19 protein-coding genes are annotated in these 20152 nt (G+C 56.9%); 9 read left to right on the forward strand and 10 right to left on the reverse strand.

Annotated elements, in window-relative coordinates; translation table 11 throughout:
- Positions 1–46 precede the first annotated feature (46 nt).
- The 8 genes from K5845_RS15795 to K5845_RS15830 all read left to right on the forward strand — a co-directional run bounded on the left by K5845_RS15795 (position 47) and on the right by K5845_RS15830 (position 7149).
- Positions 47–1123 carry an AAA family ATPase gene (locus K5845_RS15795; protein ID WP_082101168.1) on the forward strand — a complete coding sequence of 359 codons (1077 nt, stop codon included), beginning with the start codon at positions 47–49 and terminating at the stop codon, positions 1121–1123.
- A complete protein-coding gene (locus tag K5845_RS15800) occupies positions 1120–2007 on the forward strand; it encodes a DUF58 domain-containing protein (protein ID WP_287959452.1) in 888 nt (295 codons plus the stop codon). Before K5845_RS15795 ends, K5845_RS15800 begins: the two co-directional genes overlap by 4 nt.
- The gene (locus tag K5845_RS15805) at positions 2004–2930 is read left to right on the forward strand and encodes a nonribosomal peptide synthetase MxaA (RefSeq protein ID WP_287959453.1); all 927 of its coding nucleotides are present in this window, start codon (positions 2004–2006) and stop codon (positions 2928–2930) included. The genes K5845_RS15800 and K5845_RS15805 overlap by 4 nt, the downstream gene beginning before the upstream one ends.
- Entirely contained in the window at positions 2927–3934 is a 1008-nt protein-coding gene (locus K5845_RS15810; protein WP_287959454.1) for a vWA domain-containing protein, read from the forward strand. The genes K5845_RS15805 and K5845_RS15810 overlap by 4 nt, the downstream gene beginning before the upstream one ends.
- 66 nt (positions 3935–4000) lie before the next feature.
- The gene (locus tag K5845_RS15815) at positions 4001–4633 is read left to right on the forward strand and encodes a hypothetical protein (protein ID WP_287959455.1); all 633 of its coding nucleotides are present in this window, start codon (positions 4001–4003) and stop codon (positions 4631–4633) included.
- Positions 4634–4638: 5 nt separating this feature from the next.
- Complete coding sequence (locus K5845_RS15820) at positions 4639–5622, forward strand: vWA domain-containing protein (protein ID WP_287959488.1); 984 nt, start codon at positions 4639–4641, stop codon at positions 5620–5622.
- A gap of 16 nt (positions 5623–5638) precedes the next feature.
- Complete coding sequence (locus K5845_RS15825) at positions 5639–6178, forward strand: SRPBCC family protein (RefSeq protein WP_348270689.1); 540 nt, start codon at positions 5639–5641, stop codon at positions 6176–6178.
- Between the two features lie 2 nt (positions 6179–6180).
- Entirely contained in the window at positions 6181–7149 is a 969-nt protein-coding gene (locus K5845_RS15830) for a YncE family protein (RefSeq protein WP_287959456.1), read from the forward strand.
- A gap of 31 nt (positions 7150–7180) precedes the next feature.
- Here K5845_RS15830 and K5845_RS15835 read toward each other — a convergent pair whose 3' ends face one another.
- From K5845_RS15835 to K5845_RS15875, 9 genes are all read right to left on the reverse strand, one after another.
- Entirely contained in the window at positions 7181–7690 is a 510-nt protein-coding gene (locus tag K5845_RS15835) for a cytochrome P460 family protein (RefSeq protein WP_287959457.1), read from the reverse strand.
- Between the two features lie 242 nt (positions 7691–7932).
- The gene (locus tag K5845_RS15840) at positions 7933–8931 is read right to left on the reverse strand and encodes a phosphate acyltransferase (RefSeq protein WP_287959458.1); all 999 of its coding nucleotides are present in this window, start codon (positions 8929–8931) and stop codon (positions 7933–7935) included.
- Positions 8932–8979: 48 nt separating this feature from the next.
- Entirely contained in the window at positions 8980–10767 is a 1788-nt protein-coding gene (gene xsc / locus K5845_RS15845; protein WP_046478398.1) for a sulfoacetaldehyde acetyltransferase, read from the reverse strand.
- A gap of 73 nt (positions 10768–10840) precedes the next feature.
- Positions 10841–11716: a succinate--CoA ligase subunit alpha gene (sucD, locus tag K5845_RS15850; protein WP_046478399.1), complete on the reverse strand. Its 876-nt coding sequence runs from the start codon at positions 11714–11716 to the stop codon at positions 10841–10843.
- Positions 11717–11728: 12 nt separating this feature from the next.
- Positions 11729–12856, reverse strand: a complete 1128-nt coding sequence (locus K5845_RS15855; RefSeq protein ID WP_046478400.1) for a succinate--CoA ligase subunit beta — start codon at positions 12854–12856, stop codon at positions 11729–11731.
- 22 nt (positions 12857–12878) lie between these two features.
- Positions 12879–14330, reverse strand: a complete 1452-nt coding sequence (gene sauS, locus K5845_RS15860) for an acylating sulfoacetaldehyde dehydrogenase (RefSeq protein ID WP_287959459.1) — start codon at positions 14328–14330, stop codon at positions 12879–12881.
- Positions 14331–14484: 154 nt separating this feature from the next.
- On the reverse strand, positions 14485–16008 hold the full coding sequence (locus K5845_RS15865; protein ID WP_046478401.1) for a tripartite tricarboxylate transporter permease: 1524 nt from the start codon (positions 16006–16008) through the stop codon (positions 14485–14487).
- Between the two features lie 11 nt (positions 16009–16019).
- Entirely contained in the window at positions 16020–16559 is a 540-nt protein-coding gene (locus tag K5845_RS15870; RefSeq protein WP_046478402.1) for a tripartite tricarboxylate transporter TctB family protein, read from the reverse strand.
- A gap of 213 nt (positions 16560–16772) precedes the next feature.
- Positions 16773–17777 (reverse strand): tripartite tricarboxylate transporter substrate binding protein, encoded by a 1005-nt coding sequence (locus K5845_RS15875; protein WP_046478403.1) that lies wholly within the window; start codon positions 17775–17777, stop codon positions 16773–16775.
- Positions 17778–18262: 485 nt separating this feature from the next.
- Between K5845_RS15875 and K5845_RS15880 the strand changes: the two genes are divergently transcribed.
- Positions 18263–19072, forward strand: coding sequence for an IclR family transcriptional regulator (locus tag K5845_RS15880; RefSeq protein WP_082101165.1), 810 nt, complete (start codon positions 18263–18265; stop codon positions 19070–19072).
- Positions 19073–19116: 44 nt separating this feature from the next.
- Here the strand turns inward: K5845_RS15880 and K5845_RS15885 are convergent, their stop codons facing one another.
- Entirely contained in the window at positions 19117–19788 is a 672-nt protein-coding gene (locus K5845_RS15885) for a GntR family transcriptional regulator (RefSeq protein ID WP_090230030.1), read from the reverse strand.
- Between the last annotated feature and the right edge of the window lie 364 nt (positions 19789–20152).

Consider the following 20152-nt stretch of genomic DNA (forward strand, 5'->3'; position numbering starts at 1 on the left):
TGATGAGCTGTGACCGGAGTGGCCGCGTGTTACTCCAGGAGCAGGAATGTCAGTTGAACGCATAGGCCGGCCGGCAGCGCCATCTCCTTCGGAGTTTGCAACAGTGGACTTGGCGCACTGGCGCGAGCGTGCTCGGTCCTTTGAGCGCGAACTTGGCCAGGTGATTGCTGGGCAAAAGCGCGCATTGCATTTGATGACCATCGCGGTGTTTGCACGTGGTCACGTTCTGCTTGAAGGCGATGTCGGCGTCGGAAAGACGACGCTTCTACGCGCGGCGGCCCGAGGAATGGGGGGTGCGTACGAACGCATCGAAGGCACTATCGATCTTATGCCCGCGGACTTTGTCTATCACACCTACCTTGCTGAAGACGGGCGCCCGAGAGTTGAACCTGGTCCCGTGCTGCGTCACGGATCAGATCTTGCGGTCTTCTTTTTCAATGAGATCAATCGCGCCCGTCCGCAGGTGCACTCGCTTCTACTCCGCTTGATGGCAGAGCGCAGCGTCACCGCATTCAATCGCGAATACCCATTGCCGCATCTTCAGGTTTTTGCCGATCGCAACCGTATTGAACGCGAGGAAACATTCGAGTTGCCTGCAGCCGCACGGGACCGGTTTCTTATGGAGATTGGTATCGAAGCGCCGCAGGATTTAGAGACACGCAGGCAGCTCGCGTTTGATTCCAAATATCATGATGCGGACGCGTTGGTTGCAACGGTTCCAGAGGCAATTCTGGATCACGTACAACTTGGTGCTGTTGCGAAGGCCATCCAACATAGCGTGCATACGAGTGCAGCCCTGGAGCGCTATGTGCTCGATCTTTGGCAAGCCGTTCGTTATCCGCAGACAGCGGGAATTTCGATACCCGGTGTCGACATGGCGCGCTTTGTTCAAGGGGGCGCGAGCCCTCGCGGTGTCAGTTATCTGCTGCGCGCTGCACGTGTTGCGGCGTGGCTTGCTGGACGCTCGATGGTTGTTCCGGAGGATCTTCGCGATGTCTTTGTGGAGACGATGGCGCATCGGATCTTCCTCGATCCAGTCTACGAGTTGCGCCGGGATGCCCTTGTCAGAGAGCTCTGTGACGCCCTTTTTGAAACAGTTGCGGCCCCTTCGGATGGCGCATGATCAACGATCGCGGGAATTCAGTCGGAGCGATGCCTCCTGCCGTTGATATACCTTTCCGCTTGGCTTGGCGGAGTAGCGCTGTGCGTGCCGGCGCTCACCGATCACGCCAAGGTGGGACAGGCGGACTATTCAAAGACCACGTGTCGTTGTTGGATAACCCAGATCCGCGTCGCATCGATTTGCGTGCGAGTGCCCGCGATCCGCTGGAGGCGTTGCGAGTTCGCCGCTTTGAGCAGAACAGCGCGATTACCGCGTATGCGTTGGTAGATGTTACGGGCTCGATGGGTGTCGTCGGGCATACGAGCAAGATTTCTCTTGCTGCGGATCTCGTATCGGTTCTTGCAGCCTCTGCCCGTCGCATTGGTGATGCGTTCGGAATTATTGCTTGTGACAGCGACGTGCACGGCGAACTCTTTCAACGCGCCACGCGCGCGCGGGCGGGCGAGGTTGAGTTCGCGGCAGAACTGCGCGGGCTTACACCTAACCGCCGGGGCGTTGAGGGATTGATCCGGGCATCTGAATTGATTGCGGGCCGTCGCAAGCTGGTCATCCTGATTTCAGATTTCCAGATGTCCTCTCAAGAAATGGGGGATGTTTTCGCTGCGCTTAGCCCTCACGACGTGGTTCCAATTCTTTTGCGCGACTCCGCTGAAGTTGAAGGATTGCCGAATTGGGGACTTTTGGCGCTTCGGGATGTTGAGACAGGGCGTCGGCGACTTGTTGCGATGCGCCCGTCGCTTAAGACGCGTTGGTGTCGCGTGGATGCAGACCGTCGTGGGCGTTTGCGTGCAATCGCAAGCCGTCATGGCCGAGAGCCTTTTGAGATCACAGATGTGATCGATTGGGATCGCTTGGCCACCTACTTCGCAGGGGGTGGCATATGATCCTTCGTGTTCTTGCAGGGGCCTTGTTTTTAGTTTTGGGGAACGGTGTGGCGCACGCTGACACGCCTACCGTTCATGTTGTCGAGCCACGTTCCGTTGGCTATTTCATCGGGGATGTGCTCACGCGAGATGCCGACGTGGCAGTGGCCGACGACGCCAAGATTGATCCTGCGAGCATTCCGCGACCAGGGCCGCTCAATTACTGGCTAGAATTGAAGTCGGTTGACGTTGATGAGTATGTTCGAGGCGTGCGGAAGCATTATCGGATACGGCTCGCATACCAAACATTCTATGCACCGCTCGAGCCGCGTAAGCTGGAAATTCCCGCGATCAGGTTTCGGGTCCTTCGACCCGAGAGGGAGAGCACGCAGGCAGTTGTTCCGTCCTGGTCGTTTATTTCATCGCCTCTCCGTGAAATCATGCCGGAGAAAAACGGAGAGGGTGGTCCGGCCAAGTTGTTGCGTGCTGATGCTCCGGTCTCTTTAAGTTCCACGACTCTTGAACGCACCAGTATGGCGATTGCCGGGGTGACCGCAGTCGTTGCCCTGTTGTTGCTTGCCCATCATCTGGCCCTGTGGCCATTTCACCGTCGTCGTCGCAGGCCCTTCACTCAGGCGATGCGTACCGTGCGTCGAGAAGCAGCAAAGGCGGCGCAGTCGGCCAACTATAGGCTCGCACTTCTTGCTTTGCACCGCGCGTTTGATGAAGCCTCGCAACGACGCGTGCTGGCGGAGGACCTCGATAGTTTTTTGGTTGCGCGTCCGGAATTTGAGTCTTTGCGACCTGATATCGAGCGTTTTTTTCAGACGTCCCGGCGGGCGTTTTTCGCGGACGATATGTTGGGGAGTCGCGCTGAGCTACCACTCTCGGATCTAGCGACCTTTGCCACGTCTATGAGCGAGTGCGAGAGGGCGGTGGCATGAACCTGACCTTTGCTCACCCTCTGTTTCTGTTGGCGCTGCCATTGGCATTGGTGCCTCTGGTTTGGCTCAGCCAGCGTACTCACGATTATGCGTCGCTTGATTTTATGGATCCAGATTGGCTTTCAACCGCGGTCGACTGGGGGCTTCGTGCGCTCCTAAGTTTGAGCCTTCTCGGTTTGGTTTTGGGATTGGCGGGGCTCCATGTTCGCGGGACGAGTATCGAACGCGTTGGGACTGGAGCGCATATTGTTCTCTTGATCGATCGGTCAAGTAGCATGGATCAGACGTTTGCTGGCCGTCAGCCGACTGGGGACGAAATGTCGAAGTCCACGGCGGCGCGGGTTCTGCTCGAAGATTTTATTCAGAAGCGTGCGCATGACCGGTTCGGGGTCGCGGCGTTTTCCACGGCGCCGTTCCTTGTGCTTCCGATTACGGATCACAAGGAAGCCGTCCTCGCCGCCATTCGTGCAATCGATCGTCCTGGGCTTGCGTTCACAGATGTCGGCCGGGGTTTGGCTTTGTCATTGGCAACACATGAGGCTGATCCGGCTGCAGCTTCGCGTGCCATCGTGCTTGTGTCCGATGGCGCTGCGGTTATCGACCGTAAAGTTCAGGAACTTTTGCGGCAGGGCTTCAGTAAACGACGGATCAATCTTTATTGGCTCTATCTGCGCACGGAAGGCAGTCGAGGGATCTACGAAGAACCTCGGCAGGGAGAAGAGGATACTCCGCAAGCACTGCCCGAGCGGCACCTGCACAAATTCTTCCTGACGCTTGGCGCACCCTACCGAGCCTTTGAGGCGGATAACCCGCAATCCGTCGCTGATGCCATTGCGGAGATCGATAAGCTCGAGCGCGAACCTATCCGTTATGTCGAGCGTGTTCCTCAAACGGACCTCGCGCATTGGACTTACGCGATCGCTGCGGTGTGCCTCGCGATTTTGCTTTTGGCCAAGCTTTGCGAAGTGGGTATCGCGCGAACTTGGAAGGGGGCGAATGTTTGAGATGCTTAAGACGCGTCGGTGGTTGCGCCCTGTGATCTTGGTGATTGGTCAATTCCGAGGAACTGCATGATGCGCGCAACAACGCTAAGTGACTCTGCGAGTGCTGGGCGTACAGAGCGTCTTTCCGATGAGCGGCCGCGATTTCTATCGTCCAGAGGCATCATCATCATAGCGGTGCTGGCTGCCAGTAGCATTGCATTCACGTATGCGGGGGGACGCTACCTCGAAAAGCGCGCTAGCAATGCAACGGTGAGAGCTTTGGTGGCGGGAGAGGATGTCGCTGTCGATCCCGTTTACGCGTCTTCGGAGGTTGTGATGGCGCGCCTCCATTTTCTCCTATTCCGGGATCGGCTGGATGAAGCGCAAAGTCTTCTTGATGAAGCCGTACCGCATATGAAGCCAGCCGCTCAAGCAGATGCACTCTACAATCTGGCGAATGCCCGCATTCGTCTCGCCTTTCATGCGATTGAAAAGCGGGACCTTGATCATGCGATCCCTCTCGTGCGGCTCGCCAAGGATGACTACCGGAAGGCTCTCGGCGTTCGGCCAGAGAATTGGGATTACAAATACAATCTGGATGTTGCTATGCGGCTCGTGCGTGATTTTCCGCAGCCGGATTTCAGTGAAGACGAGGACGCCGAAGGTGAATCCAAGCGCGTTTGGACGGACCTTCCCGGAATTCCAAGAGGCCTACCGTGATCAAGATGGCGCTTCGGGATATCCGGTTCTGGCTGACAGGTGCGGCTTGGCTACTAGCGCTTGCGGCGCTTTTTGTTCCGCGTGTTGAGCTTGTTAGACCGGTTCTCGATGTTGTGGCTGTGTTCGACATCACCGGCAGTATGAATACGCGCGATATGAACGTAGACGGGCGCGCCGGAAGCCGTCTTGAAGCGTCGCAGGCCGCCGTCCGGCGCTTGTTGACGAGTCTGCCTTGCGGCTCGCGTTTAGGGCTGGGGGTTTTTACGGAACGCTCGTCTTTCCTGCTGTTTGAACCTGCCGAGGTGTGTGCGAACTACGCGGCGCTCGATGGCTCCGTGCGACAACTGGATTGGCGGATGGCGTGGGCGGCTGACAGTCACGTGTCTCGTGGTCTTTACAAAGCAGTTGAGATTGCCAGCAGTGTCGATGCCAATCTTGCGTTCTTTACAGATGGGCAAGAGGCCCCGCCGCTGCCCGCCTCTGGAGGCCCGGTATTCGATGGTGAGCCTGGCACCGTTAGCGGATTGATCGTAGGCGTTGGCGGGCGCGAGAAATCGCCAATCCCGAAGTTTGATTTTGATGGTCGGGAGATTGGCACATGGGGCCGCGAAGACGTTCCTCATGAAAACCGTGTTGGTCTTCCACCTAAGGACGCTTCTTCCCGGCCGGGATATCATCCTCGCAATGCTCCGTGGGGTGGTGCGACTACGGCTGGTGATGAACATCTCTCGTCGGTGCGGGAAGCCTACCTTGAAACGCTCGCGGAACAGACCGGGCTTGGATATGCCAATCTCGCCGAGACCCGTGACTTGGTCTCGTCACTTCAGGCTGTCAGCCGCTCACGGCCTGTCAAAGCCGCTGCGGATATTCGTCCCTACCCTGCGAGTGCCGCTTTAATTCTGCTTCTGCTGATCAGCGCGTTGCTCCCTGCTCTCGATCGCGTGCGCCGATGGCGTCAGCGCGATGTGATGCCCCGTGTTCCAATTTAAATCGGAGAGAAGATCAATGATGCGATGGTCCTTGCTGTTGCTGGGTGCCCTGACGTGTTTAGGGCCGTTGGCCGCATCGGCTCACGGTCCCACCCCGCAGAAGGTCGAAGAAAAGATTGTTTTGAAGAGTTCGCCCGCGGACGTCTGGGCTGTCGTCAGCGATTTCGGAGGATTAGCTAATTGGCATCCTGGCGTCGAAACAGCAGAGGCCACTGGGGGCAATAAACCGGGTGCCGAGCGTACTCTGACCCTTAAGTCCGGTGGCGTCATTGTCGATGGACTGGATGAGTACAATGCCGAAGAGATGTCCTACGGATATCGTCTTTCCAAGGAAAATATCGAAGCGTTGCCGGTAAGCTTTTACTCGGCGACCTTGTCGGTAAAGCCAGGCGATGGCGGCGGTAGCGAAGTCGTTTGGCTCGGACGATTTTATCGGGCGGACACGAGTAATTTTCCTCCCGAGAACCTGAATGATCAAGCTGCCGTGAAAGCCATGGAGACGTTTTTCCGCGAGGGGCTCGAGGGTTTGAAAGCTAAAGTCGCCGCAGGCAAATGATCATGCGCTGCAGCGTTGTGACGTGGTGGCGAACGGGCCTTCTTTTTGTGGTTAGCCTACTGGTGTCTTTTCCTTCGGTCGCTTCGTCTTCTGAACGGCTCTTTGTGGTCAACCAGGCCGGTTCCTCAATCAGCGTTATCGATGTTGAGGCGATGGCGGTTACAGACACGATATCCGTGGCAACGGCGCCCGCAGCTATTGCGGCGTCAGCCAAGATGCGCCGGATCTTCATCACGCATCCGGAACGGAGTGAGGTGACGGTTCTTGATGCCGATCGCCTCACTGTTGAGAAGACGTTTGAGGTGAAGGGGACGCCTTTCGGCATCGTTGTGGATGCCGATGATCGTCTGCTTATCAGCGATTGGAATTTGCACTGTGTTCACGTGATTGATGCGGTATCCGGAACTGAGATTGTGCGCATTCCGGTGGGGCAGTCGCCAGCGGGAATCGTTGCGGGTGCTCAGTTCGCGTACGTTGCTAATCGTGAGAGCGATAGTGTGAGCGTCATCGATCTGTCGACGCTTCAAGTCTCTGCTACAGTTGATGTGGGCCGCGCGCCCTTTGCCATTGCGCTTAGTTCAGATGAAACTCAGGCCTACGTTGCGAACGTGCAGGCCTCCACCCTTAGCGTGATCGACACGGACGTTCCGGCCAAGTTGCGCGATCTGGAGACCGGCAAACTTCCTTACGGTATTGGTTTGCCTCCAAATGGCGCGCGCATTGTGGTTGCCAATCAGCAGTCAGGCACGGCTTCGATTTTTGCGCGCGATGGATTTGAACTGCAACACGTCGTGCGCATCGGAGATTATCCGGAGGGTGTTGCCGTCGCGGACGATGGACGCAAAGCGTTCATCGCGAATTGGTTTTCGGATGATGTCTCCGTCATCGATCTCGATGCTGCGCGCGAGATTGCACGGATTAAAACAGGCAAAGGCCCGCGAGGATTGGCTTTAATTCGCTTCAATCCCTAGCGGTGATGTGCTGCTCCAAAACGCGCCTAGCCTATTTTGTGAGGTGCTCTAATGAGAAGATGTGCTGCGTATCTTTTAAGGGGGCATGACATCCCCGACAGCTGTTGAGATCCTTGTTTAGGCGCTTGCCATCGGGGGAGAATATGGCGAAGTCCCAGTCTCCGTTTTTCAACTCTTCAGGGAAGGCTGAACCCCATCCCGTCCTTTTTTCCATGACTGCTACAGCTAACAATTTGTCCTTGATACGGCGTCCTAGTGAGCTCGTGATTATGTTGCCCTGCGCGTCCTTCTTAGCGGCGTAGATTTCACCAACCAGAATTGAGCCTGAGGGAAGCACCCCATCTTCCTTTGCTGCACTGAGCGCTCGGTCGTTCGCGAATAGTCGTATGATCTGATCCGGGTTCTGTACGCGGTCGAGACTCAGGTAGTTTTTGAAATCGCTGGCATAGTCTTTGGGGAACGCAATGCGCTGTTCGTTCGCGCTGGCTGCGGTTGTCGTGATTATTGCCGCGATCGCCATGCCAAGTAATTTCTTCGACATGCTTTCCTCCCTTATCGCGCCCGCGACTGGTCTTGCCGGCATTCGGGCGGACCCTCCGCAGGACCTGTGTAGCCAAGTTGCTTGGCCGGCAAACATGCATTGATGATGCATGTTATTTCGGGGGCAAGGTTAAAGCAATATCAAATATACATCTTTTAACTGGTCATGCATGCAGGTGTGCGTTCGCTCCGCCCGTGCAACACACTGGTGCAACGTCGATCCTGTTACGAAATGTGAGTTTTCTAGACCGCCGCTGTCGCCTGTTCTTTTTGAGGCTTAGCGCGCGGGGGGGCGAGAAGTGATGCCAAGGCTAAAGAGGCCAAGCGCGCTTCCGGTGGATCTGCGCGGCTCGTCAGAACGATCGGAACCAGACCGCCTAGGACCACGCCAGCGGCACAAGCCGAACGGAAATAGACCAGCGCTTTAAAGAGTACGTTGCCGGAGACGAGATCGGGAACGACGATTGCGTCGGCAGCACCTGCGACTTCGTCGTTTTGGAGGTTCTTCGCTTGGGCCGCAGTCTTGGACAAAATGAGGTCGAGCGCGAGCGGACCACTGAAAGCCGCGTCCGAAATGTTTTCGCGCGCCCAGTCTCTAAGCTCACGGGCTTCTTGTGCTGAAGGCACCGATGGAATTGGTTCTTCGGTTGCTGAAAGCAGAGCGACCTTTGGTTTCGCGATGCCGACCGCATGTGCAACATCGACGACGGCTCGAAGAGCCAATTTGCGTGTCTCAAGATCTGGCGCGACGTTGACAGCGCCGTCCGACAGAATGATCGGGTGGTCGCTGTGTGGTGGCGTCATGTGGAAGACGTGTACGAGGCGGCTGTCGCGGCGAATACCCGTCTGCTTATTCAGCACCGCTTTCATCATAACGTCGGTGTGAATCTGGCCCTTCATCACGATATCTGCGCGCCCGTCGCGAACGAGCTGCATGCCGGCAAGCGCAGCGTCCTGCTCGCTGTCGGCCTCAATGATTTCGTATGGGGTGATGTCCCAGGAAAGTTTGGCGGCTTCTGCTTCGATGCGCGCGCGATTGCCGATGAGGATCGGCTCGCATATCCCGGCGCGCACGGCGCCTTCTAAGGACATCATCGGCAATGCGGCATCGGCACAAATCACGGCTGTGCGGGCCTTGCCCATCTGTTGAGCCCGCGCGAGGAGTTCGCGCGGGCATCTTGGTGTGATGTCAAGAAAATGGTGCTGGCCGCGATCGGGGGCCTTCGATTCCGAAGTTGTCATTTGCTTCCCTCTCGTGCGTCGCGGCGCAGCCTTTTCTAGTGACGTGTTTTATAGAGACGCGAGAACTTGTTCAGACTGCATGTCGCCCGGCTCGATGCCAGCGACCTTCACAGGCTTCTTCATCGCATCGCGACGGAATGGTTCGCCAAGTTCCTGGTTGAGCAGAATTTCGATGAACGTGGTCACCTTATTTTCCATCTGCTCGCGCACGGCTTCCTTAAGCGCCGCTGAGAGTTCTTCCATCGTCTTCACCGTAACACCCTTGAGCCCGCAAGCATCGGCGATGCGTGCATAGCTGCACTCACGGCTGAGCTCGGTTCCGACGAAGTTGTTGTCGAACCAGAGCGTGGTGTTGCGCTTCTCAGCACCCCATTGGTAGTTGCGGAAGATTACCATGGTGATGGCTGGCCAATCTTCGCGACTGCAGGCTGTCATCTCGTTCATCGAGATGCCAAATGCTCCATCGCCAGCAAAGCCGATCACAGGAACATCCGGGCAGCCGATCTTCGCGCCGAGGATCGCCGGGAAGCCGTAACCGCAAGGACCGAACAGGCCCGGTGCGAGATACTTTCTCGGCTCTTCAAACGTCGGGTACGCGTTGCCGATTGCGCAGTTGTTGCCGATGTCCGACGACACGATCGCATCCGCAGGAAGCGCAGACTGAATGGCACGCCAAGCCATGCGTGGTGACATGTGCTCGGGTTCGCGCTTGCGAGCTTCTTCGTTCCAGTGCGTGCCGGGATCATCGTCTTCATGGTCCATGCTCGACAACGTCTGCAGCCATGCCGACTTGGTCTGGTGGATGAGCGCCTTGCGCTCTTCGCGGCCAGCGTTACCGGCGGACGCATCCATCTTCTCGAGGATCTGCTCGGCAACTTTCTTGGCGTCGCCGCAGATGCCCACCGTGACCTTCTTGGTCAGGCCAATGCGATCGGCATTGATATCGACCTGAATGATCTTGGCCGACTTTGGCCAGTAGTCGATGCCGTAGCCCGGCAGCGTGGAGAAAGGATTGAGGCGCGTGCCGAGGGCCAGAACGACGTCCGCTTTTGCGATCAGCTCCATCGCGGCCTTCGAGCCGTTGTAGCCGAGCGGACCGCAAGCCAGTGGATGCGAACCGGGGAAGCTGTCGTTGTGCTGGTAGTTGCTGCAGACTGGAGCGTCGAGGCGTTCCGCAAGCGTCTTGCATGCGTCGATCGCGCCGGCCAGGACAACACCTGCGCCGGAGAGAATGACGGGGAACTTCGCTTCGGAGAGAAGCTTTGCTGCTTCGGCGATTGAATTGTCTGCACCGCCCGTGCGTTCAATCTTCACGATCTGCGGCAGTTCGATGTCGACGACCTGGGTCCAGAAATCACGCGGCACGTTGATCTGTGCCGGTGCCGAACCACGCCAAGCCTTGCTGATGACGCGGTTCAGAACTTCCGCAACGCGAGAGGCATCGCGGACTTCTTCCTGATAGCAAACCATGTCACGGAACAGAGCCATCTGTTCGACTTCCTGGAAGCCACCTTGGCCGATGGTTTTGTTGGCCGCCTGCGGCGTGACCAGCAGCATCGGTGTGTGGTTCCAGTATGCCGTCTTAATCGCCGTGACAAATCCCGTTACGCCCGGACCGTTCTGGGCGATGGCCATGGCCATCTTGCCCGTTGCGCGGGTGTAACCGTCAGCCATGATGCCGGCGTTGCTTTCGTGTGCGCAGTCCCAAAACGTAATGCCGGCCCGAGGGAATAGATCGGAAACCGGCATCATCGCGGAACCGATGATGCCAAACGCGTGCTGGATGCCGTGCATCTGCAGCACTTTCACGAAGGCTTCTTCGGTGGTCATTTTCACGGTGATGGTCCTTGTCCTACAGTTGACGAGTTGCACCGGATTGCCCGGTTGATGTGACAAACGTTTGTATGTGTTAGGCCGCTGCGAAGTGACGCGACAAGAGCGCGGGGAGCGCGCTTGGCGTGTCTGCGACCGCCACGCCGGCCTTTTCCAAAGCGGCGCGTTTGGATGGATAATCACCCTTGCCCCCGGCAACGATGGCACCGGCGTGGCCCATCTTCTTTCCTGGTGGTGATTGGCGACCCGCGATGAATGCAACGACGGGCTTCTTCATTGTGCTTGCATATTCGGCAGCTTCTTCTTCAGCGGAGCCACCAATTTCGCCGCATAAGACGATTGCATCGGTTTTCTCGTCCGCATCGAGAATACGCAGAGCCTGAGCAGAGTTCGTTCCGATCATCGGGTCGCCCCCGACGCCGTAGAAAACGGACTGCCCCATGCCGGCCTGCGTTAGGTTCAAGCTGACGAGCGTTCCGAGGCTACCGGAGCGCGAAATAACACCAACGCGTCCCGGTTGGAAGACACGTTCGTTGAATGCGGGCATTATACCTACGAAGCATTCGCCTGGCGTGACGAGGCCCGCAGTATTCGGTCCAACTATCTGAGTTCCATTGGCTTTTGCGGCGACGTGCATTTCCATGACGTCGTGCGCAGGGATGTGCTCAGTGAGGCAGACAAGCAGTTTTGTTCCAGCTTCGCACGCGTCGATCGCTGCCGATTTGGCAAGCATTGGCGGAATGAACATTACGGAGATGTCGAAGGGGCGTTCCTTTGCCGCGTCGCGGGCTGTCGCATAGACGGGAACACCGAGGTGCTCGGTGCCGGCCTTCTTCGGGTTAACGCCACCGACCACGTTAGAGCCGTAGTCCTGCATCGCCTTGGTCCAGAAGGTTCCCTGCTTACCGGTAATACCCTGCACCAGGATTGTATGAGATTTACGTGGGATCATTTCAGCACCTCGTCAGTTCGCAGCCGCTGCGACAGCAGCTTTGACGGCATCGTCCATAAGATCGAAAGGTTCGATGCCAAGCCGGTCCTTCACCAGTGCTACGGCTTCATCTTCTCCGGTACCGTGAATTGTGAAGAAGATCGGAACGTCAGGCTTAAGTTCCAACCACGCGGAAACAACGCCTTCTGCCATGACGTCAGTGCGGGCGAATGCGCCGCAGAAATTGACGAGCAGGCTTTTCATATTCTTGTTTTCGAGAAGGATCGAAAGCGCCGTTTTTGCCTTCGTGTAAGCTTCGCCGCCGATCTCAAGGAAGTTTGCGGGCGAGCCACCATAGTGCGCAATGGCATCCATCGTCGTCATCGTCAGGCCTGCGCCGTTCGCGAGCACACCGACCGAGCCACCGAGCTCGATGTATTTCAGGCCCTCGGCTGCGGCTGCAGCCTCAAGCGTGGTGTATTTCTCAGGGGCGGCCAGACCGATGATTTCTTGTTGGCGCGGCGCAGCACTGTCATCCACCGTGAGCTTACAATCGAGCGCAATGACGCGATTATCTTTCGTGATCACCAGTGGATTGATTTCGAGAAGCTCTGCGTCAAGTGCGCGATAGGCCTCATAGAGCTTTAACAGTGTTGAGACCAGGTCGTCCTCGACGGCATTCAGGTCCAGCCCCGAAACGGCCTGCCGCGCCGCGGCTTCGCTCAATCCCTCGGCGATCGGAATGACCACGTGCCGCATCGCGTTGGGATCAGCCTCTGCGGCTTCTTCCACGTCCATGCCGCCCATTGGAGAGAAGAGCAGCATGGGGCCTTTGGAGGCGGAGTCGTTCACGATCGCAGCATAGAGTTCTCGCGCGATTGGCGTCTGAGCTTCGATCATGACCTTTTCGACGGGCCACCCGCCGATGGTCATGCCGATAATGTTCGAGGCATGAGTTCTGGCCTCGTCGGCGTTTGCTGCAAGCTTAATGCCGCCAGCCTTACCGCGCTTGCCTGTCGGAACCTGGGCCTTGACGACGCACGGACCAATTTCGGAAGCCGCTGCAGCAGCTTCGTCTGGAGTTTTTGCAAGACGGCTGGCAGGCACGGCGATGCCGTGGTTAGCCAGCAGCGGTTTTGCTGCGTGTTCTTCGAAGTTCATTGTTTGCGGCCTTCTTTCTTATTTATTTGCCGTAGCGCTGCCAGTAGGGGCCGAACAGCTCCTCCTCTGACGGCTTGTCCTCTGGAATGGTCGTCACCAGGTGGGTGATGTTGATGAAATGGCGGTAGTTGAGGTTCTCGGTGATGGTGTTGCCGGCCCAGGTGCCGCCACCCATCGACAGCGTGAACGGCAGGGCGTTGTTGAAGCCGCCACCATTTCCAAATGTGTGTGCCTGATTGACGAGAATGCGCACGACATCGGTATCCGCCGCCAGTTCGCGTGCGTGGTCGAGATTTTTCGTATGGATACCGGCAGAGTGGCCCTTGCCGGTCACTTCCAATACGTCGTGCACGATGCGCTTCGCATCGGCAAAGTCCTTGGCGCGATAGACCGTGAGGACCAGCGAAAGCTTCTCATCTGCAAAGGTATGCTTGCCGTCGATATGGTCTTCTTCGACCATGAAGAACTTTGACTGTTCAGCCTCTGGAGCCAGGCCAAGGGCCTTCGCGGTGACGTCAGGGTCCCTCGCGATGACGTGGCGGTTGAGCTTGCCATCGATCCATAGCTTTTCAGAAACCTTGTCGCGTTCTTTTCTCGTGCAGCGCCAGCCCCCGGCCCGGGTCAACGCGGCGATCGCATCCTCGTAGATGTCATCAAGGATGATGACCGAGTTTTCCGATGAGCATGATGTGGAGTTGTCGAAGATCTTGGATGCGCAGATTTTCTCAGCGGCATCGTCGAGGTCTGCGGTGGAGTCGATGATGACCGGAACGTTGCCGGCGCCGACGCCGATCGCAACCGTGCCCGACTGCATGGCCCGCTTGACGTTATTCTGAGAGCCCGTGACGACTGCCAAGTCTACCTGGTTCATGAGTTCCTGCGTCGTCTCCTTCGAGACGGGGGCAGGGAGGAGTTGAACCAGATCTTCTGGATGGCCGGACTTCTTCAGCTCGGCGCGCATGAATTCGACGGTCTTGGCTGTCGTGATCTGTCCCGAAGGTGAGGGAGCAATGATCACGGCGTTGCCGCCCTTGATCGCCATCATGGCTTTGTTGACGGGCGTGGCAGCTGGATTGGTCGAGGGGCAAACAGCGGCAACGACGCCGACTGGCTTGCCATACTTCACCATGCCGCGTTCTGGATTTTCTTCGATCACGCCGACCGTTTTGGCCCGAAGCAGGTCGCGCAATGTCCCGAATGTTTTGCGCGTGTTCTTGATGATCTTGGAGGGTACGTTGCCCAAGCCCGTATCTTCCACGGCCATCTCAGCCAGAAACTTCGCGTTTTCGGGCTTATAGATCGACCACGCTAGGGCGCGGACAGCGTCGTCTACGCGTTCCGGATCGTGGTTCTCGTAAGCCTCCATCGCGGCGCGCGCTCGGCGCACAAGCTCCGCAACAATCTCCTTTGGAGAAAGGTTGGTCTGAGCGGTTTTGTCTCCCGATACTTCTAGTGTCGATGCTTCAGATGTCATCGTTGTCTCCAGCGCGAAGTGAATTCGGCGAAGTTGCCGCGTTCAAAAAATGGGACATTGCGTCTTGTTTTTGTGTCATGACGAATGTCGCGAGTCAAGGTGCGTCGAAGGCGAAATTCGCCTTCGACGGCCGTGTTTGCCGGCATGTTGCCGGTTAATTCGATTGCGTAGTTTGAGCGTTTATCTCGCTCGTACGTTTGAAACGGGATGAGATGGCCGGATACAACGACCAGAGCACGAACGCGGCGGCCAACGCGAGGATAGTTCCGCTGATCGGGCGCTCGACGAAGATCCAGAAATTATCTTCGTAGTTTGCAAGCGACGTCAGGAAGTAGCGCTCTGCCAACGGGCCGAGAATTACGCCCAGAACGAGCGGAGCCGTCGGGAAGTTTGCGCGCTTCATGATGAAGCCTAGGACGCCGAAAATCAGGCATACGTAGACGTCGAAAATATTGTTGCGGACGCCGTAGGCCCCGACGACGGACAATACGATGATAAAGGCCCCGAGGATGGCGGGGGGAACCTTCATCAACGTAGAGAAGCCGCGGGCGACGACGACGGCAGCTATGATCATCAGGAAGTTGGCGATGATCATGCTAACGAAGATCGTATAGACCAATGATGGATCCATGCGGAACAGCAACGGCCCCGGATTAATGCCGTGGATGAGCATCGCAGCCAACATAATCGCGGTTGCTGCGCTGCCTGGGATGCCGAGCGTCAGTAGTGGGATCATGGCTGCGCCGGTCGTGGCGTTTTTAGCGGCCTCTGGAGCAGCAAGCGCCTGTTCGACGCCCGTACCGAACTCGGCGCCGCGACCCGAGGCCTGACGTTCCACACCGTAGGCAAGAACCGCGCCGACGGTGGCGCCTGCGCCTGGGATCATGCCGACCATGCAACCCAGACCTGAGCCACGCAGCATTGATCCCTTGTACTGCCAGAGTTCACGCCAGGTGATCTGTTTGCCTGGTTTGGGTGCGAACGAGCTCTTCAGGTTTACGTTTTTTGCCAACAGGTCGACGACCTCGCCAATGGCGAAAAGACCGATCATCACGACCGTGAAGTTGATCCCGCTTTCAATTTGCGGGATTCCAAAGGTGAAGCGGCTAAGGCCATGATGAGGATCAATGCCGACGCAACCGATCACCAGCCCGATGAACATAGAAAGGGCGCTGAGGACCGGCATGTCCTTTGCAATTGCCACGACGCTGGCGAGACCGAGGATGGTTGCCGCAAAAAATTCCGGTTGGTCGAACCGTAATGCAAAGGCAGCGAAGGGCGGGGATCCGACGGCGAGCAAGATTGCCGACAGGAGGCCACCAGTAGCAGAGGCCGTAATCGCGATGCGTAACGCACGCGTCGAAAGGCCTTTGACCGTCATAGGATAGCCGTCCCAGCACGCGGGGAGTGATGCGGGTGTACCGGGAATGTTGATGAGGATCGAAGAGATCGATCCGCCGAATACGCCGCCTGCGTAGATGCCCCCGAGGAAGCACATCGCCGTGACCGGTTCCATCACATAGGTAAAAGGCAGAGCCATCGCCATGGCGTTGACGAAAGAGATGCCTGGTAACGCGCCTGCGATGGTGCCCATCATCAAGCCCGTTATGAGGATCAGGAAGTTATGGGGCTGGAGGGCTCCATGCAGACCGGTCAAGAAAAGAGAAAGGAGATCCATTGGTTAGCCTCTCAGTAGATGCGCAGCACGCGATAGAGCGAAATCGTCCATTGATTAAAGGGTTCGACGCCGCGGTTGAGAGGCATCTTGGCCAGGGCAACGAACATGTAGAGAAGGACGATTGTACCGATGATGCTGACAAGGCTGATGGTTATGGGCGACCGGATCTGGCCCATGAGGCACCAGGTCACGATAAAGAGGAATGTGGCCAGTGCGAAGCCCAGGTAAGGGATTGCAAAGCCGTAAATCAGGATCACCCCGACTCCGGCGATGGCCATAACGGCTGAGCCGTTATTTGCCTTTTCGCCGTTTTGTGTTGTGTCGTTCCCGTCGCGCGCACTGATGCGCCAGTTGTTTAATTCGACAAGGAACGCAAGCAGGGAGAAAAATGCCAAGCCGGCCAACATGGCTTTGGGCCACCCGCCAGGGCCGACGGCATTAGGAACGTTAAGCATGGCGGGGTTTGAGGCGATGTGCGTCCACAAGAATGCGCAGGCCAGCAGCATCGACAGAGGGAACGCTGTACGGATCAGGCGTTTTGAAGATGTCATCTTTTATCGATCTCGGTGTGCGTCGTCGGGTGGGCGGCGCGTCTCAGCAGGAAGTGCGCGGCTATACCGTAACCAGTCCAGTGCCAAAGTGATCAGCGCTGGTTAGTCGGGCGCATCGTAGTCAGCAGACGGTGCAGGCATATTTTGCCGTGCGAGGTCTTAAAAACGAAAGCCGGCGTCGCGATAACGCGACGCCGGGTAGTCCAATCATCATCACTTTTTCTTCGACGCGCTCTTTTCTTCGGCGGTCGTGGGGAAGCGCTCCAGATAGGATTTTACCGTTTGGTAGAACTTCGCAACGGTTTCCTTGGTCTCTTCAGGAGAAAGAGGCTTGGTGCAGGTGTAAGTTCCTTCGCAGAATTCTTTCCATTCTGGCGAAGCGAGGATTTTGTTTGCAGCTTCGTTCAGCACTGCAACGCGATCAGCGGGAGTCTTGGACGAAACAGCGATGGTTCTAAAATTTGGAAGGTCGTTGATTTCGAGGCCGTTTTCTTTCGACGTTTCGATATCGGGGAACGACTCGTGGCTCTTTTCGTCAAACACAATGAGCGGACGCAGGTCGCCGGATTTGAGGAACTGCGCGACGTCGCCGGGTTCTTCGTAGATCATGTCCGTATGACCGCCGACGGCAGAAGCATAGCGCTCGGCGGGCTTACCAAACGGTACGTTCACGATCTTCACGCCCTTGGTGGCTAGGTACTTTAGCGTGATGTCGTCCATCGTGCCGTAACCCGACGTTGCGCACCGCAACTTGCCTGGGTTGGCTTTCGCGAATTCAGCGAGGTCCTTGTAGGATTTGAACGGGCTGTCCTTACGGACGAACAACATCGAGGGCGAGCTCTGCATCATGCCGACATAGGCAAACTCATCCGGGTTGTGATTCCCGATTCCGGCTGCCCATGCAGAGACCGAAAGTGCGATAAGTGTCGCTGCGCTGTATCCATCACTCGAGTCCGTGAGCAGGCGGGTGAGGCCAGCGTTGCCGGAAGCGCCGGATACGTTGGCGACAGGCAGAGGAACGCCGAGAATGGGTTCTGCGAGCTGCGCAAATTTACGACCCATCAAGTCCGCGCCGCCGCCGGGACCGAAGGTAACAATCATATCAATCGGCCGGGACGGGTATTTTTCATCGGCCGCGGCTTGCGTCGCTACGCCGCCGAGTACCAATAGCGCAAGGGTCGAGGCGCAGGCCGCCTCGCGCAAGGATCGTCTTAGCATCTTGAGTGTCTCCTCTCCGTGGAATTCGAACCATTGTAGCCTGGCTCGTTGTTCCGTTAAATTCATCGTTGTTAAGAACGGCTCGGGCCGTGATGCGATTGAATTTTTCCTTGTCGTGTGCGCCTGCCGAGCCTCGTCAGCGTCTCAAAAATGTGAGACACTGCGTCCAGCTTTGCGTATCGTAGGGGCTCGTGTCAACGCTCTATCGAGTATGCCAAGAAAAAACAAAGGTAATGCGGCAGAGCAAAAACAAATGCTGCACTGCGGCAATTGAAAAGTGTGATTCGACCCTTTGAAAACAGGCTCGAGCAATATGCGTGACTAATTCTGGAATTTGAAATGTCGGATTGCTCTGCGCCCGAGCGTCGGTTATCGGCATACGGACATCTCACTACAGTTCGTTGCGGAAGTTCTGACTTTCTTTCAGCTGGCTTTAGCGCAGACGCGCAGATTGTTACCTTGCGGACGTGGAGACGCACTGGAGAATGAAAAAACAAAACGAAAAATCTCTAGCCTCTAAGTCGGCGGGTGAGGGTGACAGTTCAGATCGGCTGTCCGCGCTTGAAAAATCTATGCTTGTTATTGAGGCAATCGTGGACCATCCGCAGCCGGTCAGCTTGCCAGAGTTAACGTTGCGTCTTGGCATGCCACGCCAGACGATTCACAGGCTGCTCCAGCAATTGACGGATAACCGGCTCATTGTTCGTGATGCTTCGCGAGATCGTTATACTGTGGGTCCGCGTTTGTCTCATTTGGCATTCGCTACGTTGCGCTCACGTAATCAGACGGCGCCGGTCCGGGCAATTTTGTCCGCCCTCGTTGACGAAACCGGCGAGACCTGCAACGTCGGCGCGCTCGATGGCTGGGATTTTGTCTATCTGGAACGCATTGAATGCGAGTGGTCACTTCGCGTGCATCTTGTTGCGGGATCGCGCGTGCGAGCGCATAGCACATCAGGCGGTAAGGTCATGCTTGCCTACCTTGAGCCCGGAGTTCGCAAAACGCTTCTTCAATCCCGAAAGCTAGAGTCGTTCACGCCCAACACAATCACTAATTACGCCAAACTGGAGCAGCATTTGGCCAGCGTGCGCGAGTTGGGTTATGCGTTGAATGACAAGGAGCAGAACATCGGCATCGTCGGCGTCGCCGTGCCAATCTTGGATGAACACGGCACCGCGCTGGCGGCACTTGCATTGCACGGCCCTGAATCGCGTCTCACGGCGAAGACTGCTGTGAAATATGTGCCAACTCTCCAGCGCGCCGCCAAAAAGCTTGCGGCAGTCTGGACCCGGTAAGTTTTTTCGGCGCAGCTGCTACTCGAGCGATCACGCCTGCGGCGTCAGATCAGGGCCTGCAGGGTCTTCATTGTGTACTCTTCGACATAGTCGATCAGGGCATCGGATGCGGCGCGGGCCCCATCCGCGTCGTTGGCGGCGATGGCGCGCGCTATATCGGCATGCATCGCGCTCACTTTTTTCAAGTCTCCGAACTTGTTGAAGTTGAGGAACCAGAACCGGCGTGTTTGTGCCTGAATTGGCGCCATTGCGGCGGCCGCGTACTTATTGTCCGCCGTTGCGACGACCAGGTGATTGAACTCACGGTCTGCGGCGATGAAGATCATCTCGTCGTTTTCGTGGGACGCATGATCAAACCGTTCGGCAAGGCTGATGAATTGTGTTTTTTCCGCCTGACCAGCCAACCGTGCAGCCCGTGCTGCGATCACGCGCTCCAACTCGCGACGTACCTCGATCAGCTTGAACTGGTCCGTGATATCGATTTCGGAGACGATCGCGCCAGCGCGCGGCATGATTGTGAGGCTGCCCTCACGGGCAAGCCGCTGCATCGCCTCGCGAACTGGCGTGCGGCCCAGGCCGAGCTTGTTGCTGATCGAGTTTTCCGAAATGCGGCACCCGGGAGGTAGCCTCAGGGTGACGATCATTTCTTCGATCACACGATATGCCTGCTGGGCTCGCGTTTCCTCTGAGACGTCAAGTGCCAACGTTTCATTCATCAGTGAATCCGTGATTGCGCAGGTATTGATTGTCTTACTCGGTGCGTAGCTATTCAGACGGCGCGATTTGATTGAGCCAGATCTGTGGGCTTTGTACCAAATCGCCAGCGATCGCTGTGCTTACGCACGCTTATCATACGTGCCCGAGTCTCCGATGGGCAAGGATGGGCTTGTGTGCGTGCTGGGTTTCGCCTCAAGTTTGTGTTTATAGGCCTTCGATCGAAGAGTGCGTCTGGATTGGGATGATGTGCAACTTTATCTTTCCATCCCTTCGGATTTATCTAAGTCGTTCGTAGATCAGACGTTTTTGATCATCCTTTTGGAAATAGTCGGTAAGCCTACAAAACGCCATCGTTGCGTGATG

Origin of the sequence: Filomicrobium sp. (assembly GCF_025698805.1) — a bacterium.
Lineage (GTDB): Bacteria > Pseudomonadota > Alphaproteobacteria > Rhizobiales > Hyphomicrobiaceae > Filomicrobium > Filomicrobium insigne.

What these genes read in the sequence shown, in the direction of transcription:
- K5845_RS15865 (WP_046478401.1), bottom strand. Translation starts at nt 16,008, where the DNA reads ATGGATCTCCTTTCTCTTTTCTTGACCGGTCTGCATGGAGCCCTCCAG.
- K5845_RS15810 (WP_287959454.1), top strand. Translation starts at nt 2,927, where the DNA reads ATGAACCTGACCTTTGCTCACCCTCTGTTTCTGTTGGCGCTGCCATTG.
- sauS (WP_287959459.1), bottom strand. Translation starts at nt 14,330, where the DNA reads ATGACATCTGAAGCATCGACACTAGAAGTATCGGGAGACAAAACCGCT.
- K5845_RS15805 (WP_287959453.1), top strand. Translation starts at nt 2,004, where the DNA reads ATGATCCTTCGTGTTCTTGCAGGGGCCTTGTTTTTAGTTTTGGGGAAC.
- K5845_RS15870 (WP_046478402.1), bottom strand. Translation starts at nt 16,559, where the DNA reads ATGACATCTTCAAAACGCCTGATCCGTACAGCGTTCCCTCTGTCGATG.
- sucD (WP_046478399.1), bottom strand. Translation starts at nt 11,716, where the DNA reads ATGATCCCACGTAAATCTCATACAATCCTGGTGCAGGGTATTACCGGT.
- K5845_RS15815 (WP_287959455.1), top strand. Translation starts at nt 4,001, where the DNA reads ATGATGCGCGCAACAACGCTAAGTGACTCTGCGAGTGCTGGGCGTACA.
- K5845_RS15800 (WP_287959452.1), top strand. Translation starts at nt 1,120, where the DNA reads ATGATCAACGATCGCGGGAATTCAGTCGGAGCGATGCCTCCTGCCGTT.
- K5845_RS15825 (WP_348270689.1), top strand. Translation starts at nt 5,639, where the DNA reads ATGATGCGATGGTCCTTGCTGTTGCTGGGTGCCCTGACGTGTTTAGGG.
- K5845_RS15855 (WP_046478400.1), bottom strand. Translation starts at nt 12,856, where the DNA reads ATGAACTTCGAAGAACACGCAGCAAAACCGCTGCTGGCTAACCACGGC.
- K5845_RS15880 (WP_082101165.1), top strand. Translation starts at nt 18,263, where the DNA reads ATGAAAAAACAAAACGAAAAATCTCTAGCCTCTAAGTCGGCGGGTGAG.
- K5845_RS15830 (WP_287959456.1), top strand. Translation starts at nt 6,181, where the DNA reads ATGCGCTGCAGCGTTGTGACGTGGTGGCGAACGGGCCTTCTTTTTGTG.
- K5845_RS15795 (WP_082101168.1), top strand. Translation starts at nt 47, where the DNA reads ATGTCAGTTGAACGCATAGGCCGGCCGGCAGCGCCATCTCCTTCGGAG.
- K5845_RS15835 (WP_287959457.1), bottom strand. Translation starts at nt 7,690, where the DNA reads ATGTCGAAGAAATTACTTGGCATGGCGATCGCGGCAATAATCACGACA.
- K5845_RS15885 (WP_090230030.1), bottom strand. Translation starts at nt 19,788, where the DNA reads ATGAATGAAACGTTGGCACTTGACGTCTCAGAGGAAACGCGAGCCCAG.
- K5845_RS15820 (WP_287959488.1), top strand. Translation starts at nt 4,639, where the DNA reads ATGGCGCTTCGGGATATCCGGTTCTGGCTGACAGGTGCGGCTTGGCTA.
- K5845_RS15840 (WP_287959458.1), bottom strand. Translation starts at nt 8,931, where the DNA reads ATGACAACTTCGGAATCGAAGGCCCCCGATCGCGGCCAGCACCATTTT.
- K5845_RS15875 (WP_046478403.1), bottom strand. Translation starts at nt 17,777, where the DNA reads ATGCTAAGACGATCCTTGCGCGAGGCGGCCTGCGCCTCGACCCTTGCG.